This window comes from Synechococcus sp. BA-120 BA3, from assembly GCF_034931285.1.
In the GTDB taxonomy this organism is placed as follows: Bacteria; Cyanobacteriota; Cyanobacteriia; order PCC-6307; family Cyanobiaceae; genus Cyanobium.
In genome coordinates, this window is the sequence record NZ_JAYGHZ010000011.1 from 1 (window position 1) to 18,153 (window position 18,153).

The 18,153-nt window shown below is 70.0% G+C and carries 18 protein-coding genes; 13 read left to right on the plus strand and 5 right to left on the minus strand.

The window, feature by feature from the left end:
- Positions 1 to 245 precede the first annotated feature (245 nt).
- Positions 246 to 908 (plus strand): DJ-1/PfpI family protein, encoded by a 663-nt coding sequence (locus VB737_RS01120; RefSeq protein WP_323243452.1) that lies wholly within the window; start codon positions 246 to 248, stop codon positions 906 to 908.
- An 88-nt stretch (positions 909 to 996) separates the two neighbouring features.
- On the plus strand, positions 997 to 1,257 hold the full coding sequence (locus tag VB737_RS01125; protein ID WP_323243436.1) for a hypothetical protein: 261 nt from the start codon (positions 997 to 999) through the stop codon (positions 1,255 to 1,257).
- Here VB737_RS01125 and VB737_RS01130 read toward each other — a convergent pair.
- The 3 genes from VB737_RS01130 to VB737_RS01140 are packed head-to-tail and all read right to left on the minus strand — an operon-like array spanning position 1,254 to position 3,887.
- On the minus strand, positions 1,254 to 1,658 hold the full coding sequence (locus tag VB737_RS01130; protein WP_323243437.1) for a VOC family protein: 405 nt from the start codon (positions 1,656 to 1,658) through the stop codon (positions 1,254 to 1,256). The genes VB737_RS01125 and VB737_RS01130 overlap by 4 nt on opposite strands.
- Before the next feature lie 49 nt (positions 1,659 to 1,707).
- Positions 1,708 to 3,705 carry a sensor domain-containing protein gene (locus VB737_RS01135; RefSeq protein WP_500310421.1) on the minus strand — a complete coding sequence of 666 codons (1,998 nt, stop codon included), beginning with the start codon at positions 3,703 to 3,705 and terminating at the stop codon, positions 1,708 to 1,710.
- A gap of 35 nt (positions 3,706 to 3,740) precedes the next feature.
- Complete coding sequence (locus tag VB737_RS01140; RefSeq protein ID WP_323243439.1) at positions 3,741 to 3,887, minus strand: hypothetical protein; 147 nt, start codon at positions 3,885 to 3,887, stop codon at positions 3,741 to 3,743.
- Positions 3,888 to 3,988: 101 nt separating this feature from the next.
- On the opposite strand from VB737_RS01140, the gene VB737_RS01145 reads away from it, so the two are divergent.
- Complete coding sequence (locus VB737_RS01145) at positions 3,989 to 4,522, plus strand: NADH-quinone oxidoreductase subunit NuoE family protein (protein WP_323243440.1); 534 nt, start codon at positions 3,989 to 3,991, stop codon at positions 4,520 to 4,522.
- On the opposite strand, the gene VB737_RS01150 is transcribed toward VB737_RS01145, so the two are convergent.
- Together VB737_RS01150 and VB737_RS01155 are read right to left on the minus strand one after the other, a co-directional pair.
- On the minus strand, positions 4,504 to 6,303 hold the full coding sequence (locus VB737_RS01150) for a GGDEF domain-containing protein (RefSeq protein ID WP_500310424.1): 1,800 nt from the start codon (positions 6,301 to 6,303) through the stop codon (positions 4,504 to 4,506). The two genes, VB737_RS01145 and VB737_RS01150, sit on opposite strands and share 19 nt — an antisense overlap.
- Complete coding sequence (locus VB737_RS01155; protein ID WP_500310426.1) at positions 6,300 to 8,912, minus strand: putative bifunctional diguanylate cyclase/phosphodiesterase; 2,613 nt, start codon at positions 8,910 to 8,912, stop codon at positions 6,300 to 6,302. The genes VB737_RS01150 and VB737_RS01155 overlap by 4 nt, the downstream gene beginning before the upstream one ends.
- Positions 8,913 to 9,175: 263 nt before the next feature.
- On the opposite strand from VB737_RS01155, the gene VB737_RS01160 reads away from it, so the two are divergent.
- The 10 genes from VB737_RS01160 to VB737_RS01205 form a co-directional block, all read left to right on the plus strand.
- On the plus strand, positions 9,176 to 10,132 hold the full coding sequence (locus tag VB737_RS01160; RefSeq protein WP_500310428.1) for a type 2 periplasmic-binding domain-containing protein: 957 nt from the start codon (positions 9,176 to 9,178) through the stop codon (positions 10,130 to 10,132).
- Between the two features lie 54 nt (positions 10,133 to 10,186).
- A complete protein-coding gene (locus tag VB737_RS01165) occupies positions 10,187 to 11,803 on the plus strand; it encodes a NuoF family protein (RefSeq protein ID WP_323243444.1) in 1,617 nt (538 codons plus the stop codon).
- The gene (gene hoxU, locus VB737_RS01170; RefSeq protein WP_500310430.1) at positions 11,803 to 12,522 is read left to right on the plus strand and encodes a bidirectional hydrogenase complex protein HoxU; all 720 of its coding nucleotides are present in this window, start codon (positions 11,803 to 11,805) and stop codon (positions 12,520 to 12,522) included. Before VB737_RS01165 ends, hoxU begins: the two co-directional genes overlap by 1 nt.
- A gap of 11 nt (positions 12,523 to 12,533) precedes the next feature.
- Positions 12,534 to 13,109, plus strand: coding sequence for an NADH-quinone oxidoreductase subunit B family protein (locus VB737_RS01175; protein WP_323243446.1), 576 nt, complete (start codon positions 12,534 to 12,536; stop codon positions 13,107 to 13,109).
- Positions 13,110 to 13,119: 10 nt separating this feature from the next.
- On the plus strand, positions 13,120 to 14,562 hold the full coding sequence (locus VB737_RS01180; RefSeq protein ID WP_323243447.1) for a Ni/Fe hydrogenase subunit alpha: 1,443 nt from the start codon (positions 13,120 to 13,122) through the stop codon (positions 14,560 to 14,562).
- Complete coding sequence (locus tag VB737_RS01185; RefSeq protein WP_323243448.1) at positions 14,559 to 15,008, plus strand: hydrogenase maturation protease; 450 nt, start codon at positions 14,559 to 14,561, stop codon at positions 15,006 to 15,008. Before VB737_RS01180 ends, VB737_RS01185 begins: the two co-directional genes overlap by 4 nt.
- Positions 15,001 to 15,342, plus strand: a complete 342-nt coding sequence (gene hypA, locus VB737_RS01190; RefSeq protein ID WP_323243449.1) for a hydrogenase maturation nickel metallochaperone HypA — start codon at positions 15,001 to 15,003, stop codon at positions 15,340 to 15,342. The genes VB737_RS01185 and hypA overlap by 8 nt, the downstream gene beginning before the upstream one ends.
- Before the next feature lie 404 nt (positions 15,343 to 15,746).
- Positions 15,747 to 16,655, plus strand: coding sequence for an outer membrane protein (locus tag VB737_RS01195; RefSeq protein ID WP_500310433.1), 909 nt, complete (start codon positions 15,747 to 15,749; stop codon positions 16,653 to 16,655).
- Positions 16,656 to 16,771: 116 nt separating this feature from the next.
- Positions 16,772 to 17,512, plus strand: coding sequence for a hydrogenase nickel incorporation protein HypB (hypB, locus tag VB737_RS01200; RefSeq protein ID WP_500310435.1), 741 nt, complete (start codon positions 16,772 to 16,774; stop codon positions 17,510 to 17,512).
- Positions 17,513 to 17,514: 2 nt separating this feature from the next.
- Positions 17,515 to 18,153: acylphosphatase (locus VB737_RS01205; protein ID WP_500310437.1), on the plus strand; the 639-nt coding region annotated here is incomplete at its 3' end.

Consider the following 18,153-nt stretch of genomic DNA (forward strand, 5'->3'; position numbering starts at 1 on the left):
CAGCGGCACCTGGCGGCAGCAGGCTCAGCAGGGCCGCCAGGGCGATGGCCAGAAGCCCTTGCCGCCATCGCGCCGCCGCTGTCGCCGCTGTCCCCATCGCCACCGCTCCCTGGCTGTGCCCTGACCCTGATGCTGTTCAGGATGCTCCCGGAACCGGGCGGCGGTGCGCTGGCATCGATCCGCTGAAATGGTGCTCAGGGATGGCAGGATCGCCTTCTCCGAAGCGGCCGCGGGCGGGGTTGACGATGGATCCAGCCCTGTCCTCCGGCGCCGGGGCCGGCCGTTTCGGCATCCTGCTGTTCCCCGGGGTGGAGGAACTCGACGCCGTCGGTCCCTGGGAGATGGCCACGCTGTGGGCGCGCCAGCCGAGCGGCCCCGGCCAGTGCCTGCTGATCGCCCAGGGCGAAGGCCCGATCACCTGCGCCAAGGGAATGGTGCTGCTGCCCCACGCCAGCTTCGCGTCGGCTCCGCCGCTGGATGTGCTGCTCGTGCCGGGGGGGCAGGGCACCCGCACCGAGGTGGCCAATGCCGAGCTGATCGCCTTCATCCGGCGCCAGTCGGCCAGCTGCCGGGCGGTGCTCTCGGTCTGCACGGGCGCCTTCCTGCTGCACGCCGCCGGCCTGCTCAGCGGCCGGCGGGCCACCACCCATTGGGCCTCCCTCGATCGGCTGCGGGCCCTCGGCGACGTGGAGGTGGTGGAGGAGCGCTTCACCCGTTCGGGCGCGATCTGGACCGCGGCGGGGATCTCCTCGGGCCTCGATCTCCTGCTCTGGTTCATTGCGGAGTCCGCCGGTGAAGATGTGGCGGGAATCGTGCAACTGGAGGCGGAATACTTTCCTGCTTCGAGGGTTTATGGCCGTGCCGCAACCAGCGGAAAGGGATCGGCCTATTTCCGGGCAAATTCCTGAACTTCAGGAGCCGATGGGATGGGTGTTTTCACTTATCTCGCCAATGATTCTGATCGATTAGGGTCAAGGAAAGAGAGGAGGAGATCCCATGTCATCCCGTGAATCCACCTGTGAACGGCCTCGCACCGGGGCTGCTGTTCACGCCCCAGCCAACGCCACCGAAGCCCTCCACCGTGTGAAGGAACTGGCGCGTCGCGATCCGCAGTTCGCCGCCGCCCTGAGGACATCCGATTCGCCTCAGAATGCGGCTGATCTGGCGCAACGGCACGGCATCAACGTCAGTGCGGCAGCGCTCTGGCGCCAACGCGGCACCCTGGCCCACGGTGGTCTGCCCACCTGGCGCGGCTAAACCGGCCCGGGGCCCTTGAGTTCAAGGCTGTTCCCTTCCGGATCCTCCAGGTAGAGGGCCGGCCCGACACCTTCGGCTCCGTAGGTGTGATGGAGGGGGCCGGCATCGATGCCCTGGCTGCGGAGATGGGCCCGCAGGGCGTCTTCATCGAAGGGTTCGATCCTCAGGCAGACGTGATCCAGGTTGTGGCCGTCCTTTCCCGGTGCCGCCCCGCCCCGGCGGCCCAGTTCGCCGCTGACCGCCGCCAGGTCGATCAGGGCGTTGCCGGCCCTCAGGTGGATCATTCCCAGGGCCTCATTGCGTCGCGCCACCGTGCAGCCCAGCACGTCGGTGTAGAAGCGCTCCATCCGCTCCAGATCCCTGCAGCGCAGCACCACGTGGTCGATTCCTGCGATCTGCATGGCCGTCGCCTCCCTGCGCTCCACCCAGTGTCGCCGGCCGTTCCACCACTCAGAGGGCGGGCTGCCAGGTACCGCTGCGGCCATCGGCGCTGTCGGTCTGCTCGCTGAAGGGCACCACCTGGTTGCGGCCGGTCTGCTTGGCCCGGTACATGGCGTGGTCGGCCCGGGTGATGATCGCGTCGGGGTTCTCGCCCGGGCGGACCATGGTCACCCCGATGCTGAGGGTGATCGACAGGCTGCCGGCACTGGTGAGGATCGGCTCGGCCACGGCCCGGCGGAGCTTCTCGGCGATGGTGACCGCATCGCCCAGCCCCCGCACCCCCTGGAGCACCACCACCAGCTCGTCGCCGCCGATGCGGGCGGCCATGTCGCCGCTGCGCAGACCCGAGCGGATCCGGGCGGCCACCGTCCGCAGCAGCTCGTCGCCGGGCCCATGGCCGAAGGTGTCGTTGATCTCCTTGAAGTTGTCGAGATCGCAGAACAGCACGGCGGTGGCGTCCCCCTGGCGCTGCACCCGCCCGGCGATCGCGGTGATCCGCTCGAGGGCCTCATGGCGGTTCACCAGCCCGGTCAGCTCATCGGTGCAGGCCCGGCGGGCCAGTTCCCGTTCGGCGGCCACCTCCTGGTCCACCGTGCGGAACGAGCCCACGATGCCGTCCAGCTGGCCCAGGGGATCCCGGTGGGGACTGGCATGCAGCTCCACCCAGCGGCGGCTGCGGTCGTGGGCCAGGGCCTGCAGCCGGCGCACCACGGTGCCCCCGCCGGCCAGGGTCTGGAGGTCCTGATCCAGCAGCGGATGGTCGTCGGCGGGGATGAAGTGGCTGAGCGGATGGCCGACCCAGTCCTCCGGCTGCCAGCCCAGCATGCAGGTGAGTGAGGGGGAGATCCAGCTGACCAGGCCCCCCTTGACCAGCAGCACCACGTCGCTGGAGTTCTCCGCCAGCAGTCGGTAACGCTGCTCCGAGCTGGCCAGGGCGGCTTCCGCCTGCACCATCTCGGTCACGTCGTTGAACTGGGCGATCACGAAGGCCAGGCTGCCGTCGGGGCGGCGGGAGCTTGACACGCTGCAGTCCACCCAGAGGGGGGGGCGCTCGCCCTGCAGGATGCGCTTGCGCAGCCGGTAGCAACGACGGCGGCCGTCCACCAGTTCCGCCATCAGGGGAGCTTCACCGGCCCGGTCCTCCGGCGGCGAGCACGACGGCCAGGTGAGGCCCTCCAGGTCGGCCGGGTCCCGATCAAGCAGCCCGCCGGCGGCGGGGTTGATGGAGAGCACATGGCCCTCGGCGTCAAGCAGGGCGATGCCGGTGGAGGTGTTCTCCATGGTGAGCCGCAGGCGTTCCTCCGAGGCGGCCAGGGCCGCCTTGGTGCGCTCCTCCGCCAGTCGGGCGTCCACTACGCCCTGGATGTCCCGCCAGCTGCCCACCAGGCCCGTCACGTCGCCGTCGGGCCCTGGCACCGGGCGCAAGGCCATGGAGATCCAGCGGCTGCCGCCGTCGGCGGCACGGAAGCGCAGGTCGCAGCCGCTGTTCTCCCCTTGAAGGACCCGGTCGATGGCCTGATCCAGGCGGTCACGGTCCGGCTCCAGCACCAGCTCGGCGATGGTCCGGTCCCTGAGGGCGCGGGCGTCATGGCCCAGCAGCTGCTGCACCGCGGGCGACACCCAGGAGATCCGCCCCTGGCGATCGCTGCTGAGCACCACATCGGGGGCGTTCTCGGCCAGCAGCTGGTAGTGATCCTTCAGCTCCCGGTTGCTGCGGTCCTTCGCCTGCAGTTCCCGGGCCAGGTGCATCGAGACCCAGGCGATCCCGATCAGGCCGGCCAGCCGCAGCAGCAGTTTGAGGGTGGTGGCCTGTGGAGACTGGAGCGACCAGACGACCGTCAGGACGATGGCCAGGCTCGTGAACCAGCCCACCTGGCGGGGGGTGGCGAACGAAGCGGCCAGAACCACGGGGATCCAGTAGTACGGATACAGCGTGATCCCCAGGGTTCTCGACAGAAGCAACTCCACGAGAAACAATCCGACCAGGGCGGCCGCCAGGACGATCAACCGTGAGCGATAACGTCCCTGGGCGATGGATGGCTTCAGCGGCCGACGCCTTCCGCCTGGGTCTCCACGCTGCTCTGATGCCCCTTGAGGTGTTTCTCACAGGCCAGGGTGGCTGAGGCGAACAGCAGCGCCATGCTCAGCATGACCCCCTGAAGTTGGACCAGACGCAGGAGGGGGGTCATCGGCCGGTGTCCCGTTCGAAAATGATTATAGGTACAGATGCCGACCGGGCTGACCCTCGCGCCGACGGTGGCTAGCACAGGGAGGATGGGAGAACGATGGCATGACCAGCTCCGCAACCGCCGCAACCGCCCCCACCGCGACCGGCGCCGACAACGGCGATCCGCGCATCGCCCAGGTGGTCCGTCGCCACGGGGCCCGCGCCGATGCCCTGATCGAGGTGCTGCACCAGGTGCAGGAGCTGCATGGCTATCTCTCGCCGGAATCCCTGCGGGTGGTGGCCATCGCCATGCGGCTGCCCCTGAGCCGCGTCCACGGCGTGGCGAGCTTCTACCACCTCTTCCGGCTGGAGCCCCCCACCGCCCACCGTTGCGCCATCTGCCTGGGCACCGCCTGCTACGTCAAGGGAGGTGGCCAGGTGGCGGCGCGCATCGAGCAGCGGCTGGGGGTGCGCCTGGATGATCCGGCGGGGGACGGGGTCTGGGCCCTGCAGCACGTCAGCTGCCTGGGGGCCTGCGGCCAGGCGCCGGTGCTGGTGGTGGACGGTGACCTGGTGACCCGGCTGCCGGTCGACCAGCCCGAGGAACTGGACGCGCGGCTGGAGGCCGCTGGCCTGCCTCAGCGCACCACCACCTGATTGGCCCCCAGATCCCTGGACTGGTTCAGGGCCAGCTCCACCCGCGACAGCATGGCCTGGCCGCTGGCATCGGAGGCCGCCAGCAGGCTCACGCCCGCATTCATCACCAGCCCGTTGGCGGGTCCCTTTCCTGCCGGCAGGGCCGTCTCGGTCACGACCCTGCGGATCTGCTCCGCCGTGGTGCGGGCCGATTCGAGCGGCTGATCCCAGAGCAGCAGCAGGAATTCACTGCCTCCGATGCGGAACAGTTCGTCGTTGGCGTGCAGCAGCTGCCGGATGCTGGTGATCAGCCGCTGCAGCACCTCATCCCCCTTCTGCCGGCCAAGGACGGTGTTGATCGGTCGCAGACCCTGCACCGCGAAGGCCAGGCACGAGAGGGGCACGGTGCACTCGGAGGCCCGTTGGCTGATCAGCCTCAGGCTGCGTTCCAGCTCGGAGCGGTTTCGGGCCCCGGTGAGGAGGTCGGTGCTCGAGAGCCGCCGCAGCTGCTCGCTGCTCTGCCGGAACCGCTCGCTCATGGCGGCGAGATCCTGGCTCAGGCGAGCTTCCCGGCGCAGATGCTCGTGGAGGCGGCCCACCAGGCTCTGCACTTCGGCGATGACGGTGCCATCACCAAGGCCCCCGTCAGGCTCCGGATCGCCACCGAGGCCCAGGCCGTCGTCGCTGACCTCCGGCACCGAGGCGCGCAGCAGCTGCATCTGCCCATCCACCAGGGTGGCCGTCAGCTCGCTGAGAAGCACCCCCAGCAGCATCAGCCCCAGCGAGGCGATGAGCAGGGTGGTGCTCTGTGCCTGCAGCTGCAGCACCACGGGCCGGGCGGGTTGCACCACCTGCACCCGATGGGGGCCCGAGAGCAGCGTGGTGCTCCAGTAGCCCTGGATCGAGACCTTGAGGGGGGGGCCAGGCCTTCTTGGGATCAGGATCTGCAACCCATCGGGCTGGATCCACTGCTGGGGGGCCGGCAGGAAGTTGTTCTCCAGCCGCAGAAACAGTGCTGGGTTGGAGCTGATCCGGTTGCCTTCCGCGTCGATGAGCAGGAAGGCTGTCGCGCCGGGGCTGGCCGGCAGTCTCCGGGTGGGCTCGCCGACGTGAGGGGGATCCATCCGGGCTGCGGCCTCGGCGACGGTCCGCAGGTTGTCGAGCACCGCCTCCTGGGCAGCCCCCTGCAGCAGGTTGCCTGAAAGGAAGGTGAGGGCCAGCGACGGCAACGTGAACGACGCCAGCACCACGGAGAACACGATGCCCCGCAGGGGCAGCAGTCCCTGGCCCCTCCTGTTGCGCCACACCTGCAGCAGCATGAACAGCAGGAAGGCCCCCACCGTGTTCGCGATGCCGTTGACCGCCTGCTTGGCGGCCGTCACGGCCACGTTCGCCGGGTCGATCTGCAGCACGACGCCATAGAAGAAGAACACCATCGGTGTCCCCACCAGGAGCCAGAAGGCGATCTCAGCCAGAACGATCCGGCCCTTGATGTCGTTCTCCGGCGGACCGTTGAAGCGGTTGACGAACACCGCCTGCCACAGGGCCTCGGCGCTGAAGATCACGGCGGCCCAGGGATGGCCCCAGAGCTTCCAGGTGTAAAGGCTGGCCAGCACGGCGATGGCCACGCTCCACCAGCCCCGCCGCCACAGCAGGACGAGGGTGGGAAGGGTCGACCCGAGCAGGATCTGGATGCCGAAGAACAGCGGCAGCGCGCTCACATTGCCGAGCACCGCCAGCCCGGCCAGCAGGGCCAGCAGCAGTCCCTGGCGCTGCGTCATGGTGGGGCGGAGGACTCTCATGGCAGGGGGACCGCCGCAGCACTCCCCGCCACCGGGCTGAGCCTTGCTCCCCTGCGCAGCAGGTCCTCGAAGGCCGTGGCGGCCAGGGGACGGCTGAACAGGTAACCCTGGAAGGCGGGGCAGCCGCTGCGGAGCAGAAACTCCAGTTCCTCGGGCCGCTCCACCCCCTCGGCCAGGACGTGGACCCCCAGTCCCTCAGCCATGGCCAGCGTGGCCCGCACGATCGACTGGGAGGTGGGGTTGCCGTCGACCCCGTCCACGAAGGAACGGTCGATCTTGAGCTTGTGGATCGGGAATTGGTGAATGGTGCTCAGGGAGGAGAAACCGGTACCGAAATCATCGATCGCCAGCTCCACTCCCATGGCTTCCAATTGCAGAAGTTGTTCCCGGGTCCCGAGGGCCGGCATCAGGCAGCTCTCGGTGATCTCCAGCTCCAGGCGGGCAACGGCCAGCCCCGTGCGGCTCAGACAGCCCTGCACCAGCCGCGGCACGGTCTGGCGCGGATCCTGGAACTGGCGGGTGGAGAGGTTCACCGCCAGCCGGCCGGGCTCGAAGCCGACCTGGACCCACTTCTGCCACTGGCGGCAGGCCTCCTGCAGCACCCATTCGCCGATCCGGTGGATCAGGTCGCTGGCTTCGGCAATGGGGAGGAACTCCAGCGGAGACACAACACCGAACTTCGGACTGCGCCAGCGCAGCAGGGCCTCGGCCCCCAGCAGCGTCCCCTGGCCATCCACCTGGGGCTGGTAGAGCAGTTCCAGCTGGCCCGCTTCCACCGCCCGCTGCAGATGGGCTTCGATCGCCAGGCGTTGCCGGCTGCGGACCGTCATCTCGGCCGAGTAGCGCAGCACCGCCAGCGGTCCCTGGCGCCTGGCCTGCCCGAGGGCCGTGGCGGCGTACAGGAGGAGGTTTTCCGGCTCCCTGGAGTCCAAAGGGAAGCAGCTCACCCCCGCCCAGGCCGCCAGGGCCAGCTCCAGCACGCCCTCCGGAGCCATGGAATCGGTGAGCGCCGCCATCAGGGCGCGGGCCGTCTCCAGGGCCGTGGGGTCGGCCGGGTCCAGCGCGTGCACGATCAGGAATTCGCTCCTGCCGACCTGGGCCAAGACGTCGGTGGGTCCCACGAACCGTTTCAGCCGATCGACGGCGACCTGCACGAGCCGATCCCCCTTGGCCTGGCCGAAGCTTTCCTCAATCCGCTTGATGCCGTCCAGTTCGATCCAGATCACCGCCAGAGGTTGGCTCTGCTGGCACAGCTGACCGAGGCGCAGTTCGGCCATCTGCAGATTGGGCAGGCGGGTCAGGGGGTCATGGAAGCCGAGGTACTCCAGCTGCCGGTCCTTCTCCCGCAGCGCGGTCAGGTCGGCGAGGGCGGCGATGTAATGGCTGGGGTCCCCGGCGCCGTCGCGCACCACCCCCATCCGCATCCAGACCGGATAGGCCTCACCGCTGCGGCGTTGGTTCCAGATCTCCCCTTCCCAGCGGTCGTTGGCGAGCAGCTGCTCCCAGAGGGCGGCATAGAACTCCTTTGACTGGTAGCCGGAGTTCAAGATGCGGGGATTGCGGCCCACCAGCTCCTCCTCCGGGTAGCCGGTGATGGCCACATAAGCCTCGTTGCAGGCCAGGATCGCCCCGTCGCGATCGGTGACGACGAGCCCCTCCTGGATCAGGGAGCAGGCCTGACGGTGGAGGCGGAGCCACTGGAGGCTGTCCTCCAGCTGGCTCCGCAGCTCCCCCAGGCTGCGGCCCTCCTGTTCGGCCAGACGCCGCCGTCGCTGCACCTCCCGGGTCAGCAGGGCGGCCAGCAGGCTGGTCGTCAGACCCAGCAGCAGCACCGCACCCCAGGAGGGCAGCCAGGGTGCAGAGCCATGCAGGGGGTGCACCAGCAACAGCCACCGCTGGCCACCGATGTCGAGACGGTGGGAGAGGGCATGGGGCAGCACGCCGGCCGCCGGGAGGTTGCGGGAGTCGTAGAGGAGTTGGGCAGGGTCGGCGCGATCGCCGGCGTACAGCTGCACATCCACGGGCCCATCCAGCCGGATCAACGGGTGATCCAGGGCCGCCCGCATCACATCCCGAAGCGGCAGGGTGGCAAAGGCCCAGCGCGTCGCGGTTGGCGAGGTGGGGGAGGCCGGGACTGATTCCGTTCCGAAGGGCAGGATCTGCACCAGAAAGGCCGGCTGACCCGGCCGGGGCCGGCCGGGGAGCAGCCATCCCTCCTTGGGGGCGGGCTCCCGGCTGAGCTGCTCGCCGGAGCCCCGCACCCACGACCAGAGGTCCGAGCCCAGCAAATCGCGGCCGGCGGGATCCATCGGCGCGAGCAGCCGGATCGGCGCCTGCCCGGAGGCGGCCGTCGCGAACCCCACGGTGTTGATGCCCTCCAGGGTGCGCCCATCGCTCTCGAGGGAAGCAACGAACCGCTGCAGCTCCCCGAGGGTCACCTCCTGCGACGCCATCTGCAGGCCGACGAGCCCCCGCAGCACCGATTCGGTTTTCTCCAGTTTCCGGTGCAGGGCGGCGACGACGAGATCGGCCGCAGGTTTCTCCCCGTCGCCGTGCAAATGGGGGGTCTGAAGGATGCTGCCCCAGGTCAGCAGGGCGGTGCCCAACATTCCGGTGGCCAGCACGGCAGCCGCCCGGGAGCTCGACCCCCGGGTCTGGCGCTCAGCTGGAGGCGGAGAAGGTGGCAGGGGGGCAGTCGGCGGCGGGGCCGGGCGGGACGTCAACCGTTCGCTCTGATCACTCATAATACTTTTTTCATATTTCTGGCCCACCCATGGGGGCTGTTGCCGGCTTTGCCCTTCCCCCGGGGAGGCGCCACAAGGGCCGGCGGCAGCCCATCGGCTGGCGTCCGTGGAGGGGTGGGCTGGCCGCTGTGTCGGCCCTGGTGCTGGCGCTGCTGATCGGCTGCCCACGTCAGCCTCCCCGTTTCGTGCTGGCGATGAATCCCTGGCCGGGCTACGCCTACTTCGCCCTGGCCCAGGCCCGTCAGCACTACGACCCCCGCAGACTCCGGCTGGACCTGCGCAATTTCGCGGACAACGACCGCGCTGTGCAGTCCTACGTCGGCGGGGCGGCCCAGGCGATCGCCACCACGGCGATCGATGTGGTCACCATCTGCGGTCTGGCCCCGGAGCGCTGTCCGGTGATCGTCTATGTGATCGATGAATCCCGCGGTGGCGATCAGGTGCTGGCCCTGCCGGAGGTGAAGGATCTGAAGGGCCTGGTCGGCCGGCCGATCGCCCTCGACCGCAGCAGCCTCTCCCGCTATCTGCTGGCCCGGGCCTTCGAGTCCGAGGATCTCCCCCCTCCGGTGCCCTCCCAGCTCCGGTTCCTGCCCGCCGCCTCCTGGGAGGCCGCCCTGCGGCAGGGGACGGTGGCGGCAGTGGTGACCTACCCGCCCCGCAGCGAGCTCCTGCGCCGCTCCCTGCCGCTGGACACGCTGTTCTCCAGCCGGCAGCTGCCCAACGAGATCCTCGATGTGCTCGCCGTCGAACCCGAGCTTCTGCGCCTGCACCCCGATGCCGTCCTGGCCCTGGTCCAGGGCTGGCAGGCGGCACGGGAGGAGGAAAGGGAAGGCCAGGTCGGCGTCCGCGAGGCGATGGCCGACCATCTCGGCCTCGATCCCGCCTTCAGCTCCGCCGTGCTGGGGGGCATCCGCTACCCCGGGCCCCAGGAGCAGTACGAGCTGCTCAACCCGCGGCAGAACAACCTGCCCCCGCTGCTGGAGCAGATCCGCCAGGTGCTTTACGCCAATGGCGTCATCCCGGCCAACACCCCCCTGCCCGCCACGGACGACAGCATGGCCCGGGGCCTCGCCAAGGGCCGCTGAACGGCGCTCCCGCCATTCCCTGGCTAACAGAAGGAGAGGCGTTCCCAGTTCCCCATGCCCCCCCCTGTGCAGGTGCGCTGCTGCGATGCCAGCGGCTGTCGTTCCGCCGGCAGCCAGACCCTGCGCACCGCCCTGGAGGACGCCCGTGAGGCCGCCGGCCTTGATCCTTCCCAGCTGACGATCAAGCCAGTGGGGTGCCTGCGTCAGTGCGGCAGCGGCCCCCTGGTGGCCTGCGACCGGCCCGGCCGCACCCAGCTCTACGGGGGGCTGGCGCCCGAGCAGGCCGGGACCCTGATCGCCGAGGCCACCGCCAATGCCACGGCCGCTCCGGCGTCCCCGGTGGATCCCCTGGCGGCCCATCGGATCGATCTGGAGGGCCCCTTCTTCGCCCTGCAGCGGCCCGTGGTGCTGGAGGGCTGCGGCCAGGTGAATCCCGAGTCCATCGACGACGCGATCGCCTTCGGCACCTACGCCCAGCTGCAGCGCGTCCTGCAGGAGCTCAGCCCCGAGCAGGTGCGTGACGAGGTGCGACGCAGCGGCCTGCGGGGCCGGGGCGGCGCCGGCTACCCGACCGGCCTGAAGTGGGACACGGTGGCCCTCCAGCCCCCTGGCCCCCGTTACGTGGTCTGCAACGCCGACGAGGGGGACCCCGGCGCCTTCATGGACCGCAGCGTGCTGGAGAGCGATCCGCATCGACTGATCGAGGGGATGGCGATCGCGGCCTACGCGGTCGGCGCCGAGCGGGGCTTCGTCTACGTGCGGGCGGAATACCCCCTGGCGATCGAGCGGCTGCGGCTGGCCCTGCAGCAGGCCCGCAGCCGGCACCTGCTGGGCAACCACATCCACGGCACCACCTTCAACCTGCGCCTGGAGGTGCGGGTGGGGGCCGGCGCCTATGTGTGTGGGGAGGAGACGGCCCTGCTGCTCTCGATCCAGGGTCAGCGGGGCATGCCCCAGCCCCGGCCCCCCTTCCCGGCCCAGTCGGGCCTCTGGGGCGCGCCCACCCTGATCAACAACGTCGAGACCTTCACCGCCGTGCCGGCGATCCTGCGGGAAGGCGGGGACTGGTACGCCGCCATGGGCACCGAGCACAGCAAGGGCACCAAGGTGTTCGCCCTGTCCGGCGCGGTGGTCAACACCGGCCTGGTGGAGGTGCCGATGGGCACCCCCCTGCGCACCGTGGTGGAGGTGATCGGCGGCGGCGTGCCCGATGGCTCGGCCATCAAGGCGGTGCAGACGGGCGGGCCATCCGGGGGCTGCATCCCGGCGGAACGGCTCGACACCCCCGTCGACTACGAAAGCCTGCTGGAGCTGGGTTCGATGATGGGCTCCGGCGGCATGGTGGTGATGGGGGAAAGCACCTCCATGCCCGAGGTGGCGCGCCACTTCATGGGCTTCAGCGTCAACGAGAGCTGCGGCAAGTGCATCCCCTGCCGCGCCGGCACCGTGCAGCTGGCCCTGCTCCTGGATCGCTTCGTGGAACGTCGGGCCACGCCCGAGGACATGGAACGTCTCGATGCCCTCTGCCAGATGGTGAAGGTCACCAGCCTCTGCGGTCTGGGTCAGTCGGCCCCCAATCCGGTGCTCAGCACCCTGCGCTGGTTCCGCCACGAATACGAGGCCGCCTGCCGGGAGCCTTCGGGCTGCGTCGCCAGCGGGGAGGTGCGCTGATGGCTGTCATCACCCTCAACGTCAACGGCCAGGACGTGGCGGTGCCGGCGGGGGCCAGCCTGCTGGAGGCCACCCGGGCGGCCGCGGCCGATGTCCCCACCCTCTGTCACCTTGATGGGCTGAGCCCGGTCTCCGCCTGCCGGCTGTGCCTGGTGGAGGTGGAGGGATCGAACAAGCTGCTGCCCGCCTGCAGCACCGCCGCCGCCGAGGGGATGGTGGTGCACACCCACACCCCCCGGCTCAGGGAGTATCGGCGCATGGCGGTGGAACTGTTCTTCGCCGAGGGCAACCACGTCTGCGCCGTCTGTGTGGCCAACACCCACTGCGAACTGCAGGACATGGCCGTGACCGTGGGCATGGACCATTCCCGCTTCCCCTACCAGTACCCCCAGCGGTCGGTGGATGCCTCCCACCCCCAGTTCACCCTCGACCACAACCGCTGCATCCTCTGCACCCGCTGCGTGCGGGTGTGCGACGAGATCGAGGGGGCCCACGTCTGGGACATCGGCAGCCGCGGCGGCCACTGCCACATCGTCGCCGGCCTCGATGAGCCCTGGGGCCAGGTGCAGGCCTGCACCTCCTGCGGCAAGTGCGTCGAGGTGTGCCCCACCGGCGCCCTGTTCCGCAACACCGACACCACCGCCGAGAAGCAGCCCGACGCCGGCCTGCCCGCCCTGCTGCGCAGCGCCCGCGACCAGCGCCGCTGGCACAACCAGTGACTCCCCTCCCCATGACCCCCGTCCCGCCCGCCAAACTCCGCCTCGCCACCGTCTGGCTGGCGGGCTGCTCCGGCTGCCACATGTCGTTCCTGGATCTCGACGAGTTCCTCTTCGACCTGGCCGAGAAGGTGGATGTGGTCTTCTCCCCGGTCGGCACCGACGTCAAGATCTACCCCGAGCACGTCGACATCGCCCTGGTGGAGGGGGCGGTGGCCAATGTCGACAACCTCGAGCTGGCCCTGCAGGTGCGCGAGCGCACGGGCCTGGTGATCTCCTTCGGCGACTGCGCCGTGACCGCCAACGTGCCCGGCCTGCGCAACCTGCTCGATGGCGGCCACGACGGCGCCAAGGCGGTGCTGGAGCGGGGCTACCTGGAGCTGGCCGACGCCACGGGCCAGCTGCCCTTCGCCCCCGGCATCGTCCCCGAACTGCTGCCCCGGGTGCTGCCCCTGCATGAGGTCATTCCGGTGGATCTCTACCTGCCGGGCTGCCCCCCCTCCGCCGAGCGCATCCGCGAGGCGATCACCCCCTTGCTGGCCGGTGAGCGGCCGGCGATGGAAGGCACGGCCATGCTGCGCTTCGGATGAGGACCTCCCCATGACCCGCACCGTTCTCATCGATCCGGTCACCCGCATCGAAGGCCACGCCAAGATCACCCTCCACCTCGATGAGGCCGGCCACCTCACCGACACCCGCTTCCACGTGGTGGAGTACCGCGGGTTCGAGAAATTCTGCGAGGGCCGCCCCTTCACCGAGATGGCCGGCATCACGGCCCGCATCTGCGGCATCTGCCCGGTGAGTCACCTGCTGGCGGCCGCCAAGACCGGCGACAAGCTGCTGGCCCTCTCGATCCCCCCGGCGGCCGACAAGCTGCGGCGGCTGCTCAACCTGGCCCAGCTCACCCAGTCCCACGCCCTCTCCTTCTTCCACCTCAGCAGCCCCGATTTCCTGCTGGGCTGGGAGAGCGATCCGGCCAAGCGCAACGTCTTCGGCCTGATGGCCGCCGACCCCGACCTGGCCCGGGCCGGCATCCGCCTGCGCCAGTTCGGCCAGCAGATCCTTGAGCTGCTGGGCGGCCGCAAGATCCACTCCGCCTGGGCGGTGCCCGGGGGCGTGCGCTCGCCCCTCAGCCCGGAGGCCCGGGACTGGATCCTGGAGCGCCTGCCGGAGGCCCGCGCCACGGTGACCCTGGCGCTGGAGCTCTACAAGAAGCTGCTCGATGGCCCCCTGCAACGGGAGCAGCGCGTCTTCGGTGACTTCCCCAGCCTGTTCATGGGCCTGGTGACGCCGCAGGGGCTCTGGGAGCACATCGAGGGGCGCATCCGCTTCCGGGACGCCACCGGAGCGATCGTGGCCGACCAGCTCAGCGAAGACGACTACGCCGACTTCCTCGGCGAGGCGGTGGAACCCTGGAGCTACCTCAAGTTCCCGTACTACAAGCCCCTCGGCTATCCGGACGGCATTTACCGGGTGGGTCCCCTGGCCCGGCTCAACGTCTGCGACGGCATCGGCACCCCCTGGGCCGATCGGGAGCTGGCGGAGCTGCGCCAGCGCAGCGGCCAGCCCGCCACCTCGAGCTTCGCTTACCACCACGCGCGGCTCGTGGAGATCGTCGCCTGCCTGGAGGCGATCGAGATCCTGGTGGCCGACCCCGAGCTGATGCACGGCCGCATCCGGCTGCGGGCCTCCCTCAACCGCAACGAGGCGGTGGGGGTGAGCGAGGCGCCCCGCGGCACCCTCTTCCACCACTACAAGGTGGATGACGACGGCCTGCTCACCAGCGTCAACCTGATCATCGCCACCGGTCAGAACAACCTGGCGATGAACCGCACCGTGCACCAGATCGCCCGGGAGTACATCCCCGACCCGGTGCCCGCCGGCGCCGAGATCCCCGAGGCGATGCTCAACCGGGTGGAGGCGGGCATCCGCTGCTTCGACCCCTGCCTCTCCTGCTCCACCCACGCCGCCGGCCAGATGCCGCTGCGCCTGCAACTGCTGGCCGCCGACGGCACGGTGCTGGCCGAGCGCCTGCGGGGATGACCGCCGCCGGCGCCGGCACCGGAGGCGCGCTGCTGATCGGCATCGGCAACCCCCTGCGGGGGGATGACGGGGTCGGCTGGCACCTGGTGGAGGGTCTGGGGCTGCAGCGCCACCAGCTCACCCCCGAACTGGCCGAGGCGGTGGCGGCGGCCGAGCGGCTGCTGATCGTCGATGCCTGGCTGGCGCCACCCCGGAGCCCCTGCCTGCTGCGGCCCCTGGTGGCCAGCGATGGATGGGAGCGGGACACGCACCGGGTGGCACCCGCCCGGCTGCTGGCCCTGGCCGAGCAGCTGTTCGGCCGCTGCGTGCCGGCCCACGAGCTGCTGGTGCCGGCCTTCGATTTCTCCTGGGGGGAGCGCTTCTCGCCGCAGCTGCGGCGCCAGCTGCCCCAGGCGCGCCAGCTGCTGCGGGGCTGGTTGCGGGAGGGGGCGGCGCCCCATGCATGAGTTGAGCCTCATGGACGCCGTGCGGGAGCAGGCGCTGGAGCAGGCCGCCCGGCACGGGGCCGGCCGCATCACCACCATCACCCTGCGGGTGGGCAGCCTGGCAGGGGTGGAGATCGAGGCCCTGCGCCTGGCCCACACGGTGGTGATGGCGGGCACCATCGCCGCCGGCTCCCGGCTGGAGATCGAAGCGGTGCCCGCCGCCTTTTTCTGTGCCGCCTGCGAACAGCCCTTCGCGGCGCGCGATGGCTGCTGCGAATGCCCGCGCTGCGGCCGCATCAGCCGGGAGCTGCTGCGGGGCCGGGAGCTGCAGCTGGCCTCGATGGAGATCGCCTGAGCCGGCCACAGGGACTGGGGCCGCAGCGGGCGCCGTCATGACCGAGGTTGGCGATGATCCCGATCAGGGCCGGAAAATAATCTGCCTATTTTCTACAGAAGGCGGATTGACACTGGACTCCAGAGCGAAACGTAATCTTGTGCAAGTTTTCTCTTTCTGCCACTCTGTGCCAGGACTGATGCTGTCCATGGCTTTTCGTTTCGTCCATGGCGTGGGTTTATCTATACATCAGTGAGAGGAGCCCAACCCCCATGACATATTTCACAATAAATTTCACAAAGAAATTCACGAAACATTTCACGAAGGCTTGTGTCCGCGGAGTAGGAATCGCCGCAACGGGTGGCCTCCTGCTTGGCGGTCCCGCGATGGCAGAGGCCGGGCCTGCTGACGAGGGCGCCGAGCCCGTGACGAATCCCGTGACTTCGGAATCGCCCGCCGGTCTTCCCGGGATTGCTGAGGACGGCCCCAGCGCAAACCTGGTTCCCGAGGTCACGCCGGATGCCACCCTCATCGCCCAGACGTTCCCCCAGCCGGTGGTGAAGGAGGTCTATTCCGCCAAGGGCTGGTACCTCACCATCGGTGCCGGCGCCCAGACCCCCAGCGACCAGACGGTCAACAGCACGGGCACACTCGTTTCGCCCTTCTTCACCCCGCTGCTGTTCAACTTCGGCAACAACAACTCCACCAAGCTGGATCTGGGCGGGGGCTTCTCCGGTGATGTGGGCGTCGGTTACGACTTCGGCGCCCTGCGCGCCGAGCTCACCTACGGCTACAGCCGGGCCAGCCTCAACGCCGTGGGTGCCGCCAATCCGATCGGCTTCGGTGCCTTCGGCATCGTGCCCACCACCAACAACGTCTCCGGCATCATCAACAAGAATGATGTGCTGGCCAGCCTCTACTACGACATCGAGACCAACAGCCGCTGGACGCCCTACATCGGCGGTGGCATCGGGTACACCAACCTCAGCACCCCGAGTTTCGCCCTCAACGGCTTCCCCACCCACAGCGTCAACAAGGGACTGTTTGGTTGGCAGGCCAAGGTGGGGGTCAGCTACGCCATGAGCTACAACTCCGATGTCTACGTGGAGGGCGTCTATCAAGGTGCCGGCGGCTATACCTCCGAGAACCTGACCTTCGACGCCTTCAACAGCTTCGGCGGCAAGATCGGCTTCCGTTACCGCTTCGGTGCCCGCCCCGTGGCGGCCGCGCCCGCGCCCACCCCGGAGCCGGAACCCGTCATGCAGCCCGCCCCGGCCCCGGCGCCGATCTTCCAGCCCGAACCGGCCCCCGCGCCGATCCGCGGCCTCTGGTGATCACGGCGGCTCTCAGGGCCCCGGCCCCGTCGGAACTCCGTGCCTAGCCTTCGGGCGAGGCCGGGCCCCGGCGGGGCTTTTCCGTACTCCTCTCCTGTCTGGGGGTCGATCCTGCGATGTGTGTCGACTGCAACTGCGGCCAACCGGTGGCCCCCGCCATCGAGGCCCCCCGGCACCTGGAGCTGGGCCAGCGCCTGCTGGTGCACAACGATGCCCAGGCGGCGGCCAACCGGGAACACTTCGCCGCCGCCGGCGTCCGGGTGATCAACCTGCTCTCCTCGCCGGGCTCCGGCAAGACCGCCCTGCTGGAGCGGCTGGCCAGGCACCTGGCGCCCGCCTCCCCATCGCAGCGCCATCCGATGGCGGTGATCGTCGGGGATCTGGCCACCGACAACGATGCCCGCCGCCTGCGGGCCGCCGGGGTGCCGGCCCTGCAGATCACCACCGGCCAGGCCTGTCACCTGGAGGCGGCCATGGTGCACCGGGCCCTCCATGAGCTGGCCCACCTCGGCCAGCCCCTGGCCGGCCTTGAGCTGCTGGTGATCGAGAACGTCGGCAACCTGGTCTGCCCGGCCGCCTTCGATCTGGGTGAAAGCCAGCGGGTGGTGCTGCTGTCGGTCACCGAAGGGGAGGACAAGCCCCTGAAGTACCCGGCCATGTTCCACTCCGCCGATGTGGTGGTGATCAGCAAGGGCGACCTGGCCGGGGCCTGCGGCTTCGACGGGCCCCAGGCCCGCCGCCACATCGCCCGGATGGCCCCCCGGGCCCGCATCGTGGAGGTCTCCGCCCGCACCGGCGAGGGCATCGGCGAGCTGCTGGCGGCCCTGGGCCTGGAGCGGCTGGCCCTGGCCGGCTGACCATGCCATCAGCGGCGGGACCGGCCCAGCTGCAGCTGGAGTGTCGCGGCGTCGTGCAGGGGGTGGGTTTCCGGCCCCTGGTGCACCGCCTCGCCCGGGAGCTTGATCTGCGCGGCGAGGTGGAGAACCGCCCGGGGGCGGTGCGCCTGCGGCTGGAGGGGGAGCGTAGTTCCCTGAAAGCGTTCCTGCGGCGCCTGCCATCGGAGCTGCCCCCCCGGGCCCGCCTCGAGCAGCTGGAGCCGGTCTGGTCGGCGGCCCCCGGCCCGACGGCGGGCCCATTCCAGGCGGGGGTGCGGATCGTGGCCAGCCGGGCCATGCCGCTCCGCATCGATCTGATCGCGTCGTCGCTGGTGGCCGACCGGGCCCCCTGCCGCGCCTGCCTGGCGGAACTGGCCGATCCCGCCGATCGCCGCTTCGGCTACCCCTTCATCAGCTGCTGCGACTGCGGCCCCCGCTTCAGCATCGCCACGGCCGAGCCCTGGGCCCGGGCCCTCACGACCCTGGCGCCGTTCGCCCTGTGCCCGGCCTGCCGTCGGGAGTTCGAGGATCCCGCCGATCGCCGCTTCCACGCCGAGACGATCGCCTGCCCGGCGTGCGGGCCGCGTCTGGCGCTCCTCGACGGGGCCGGGGCGCCCCTGGCT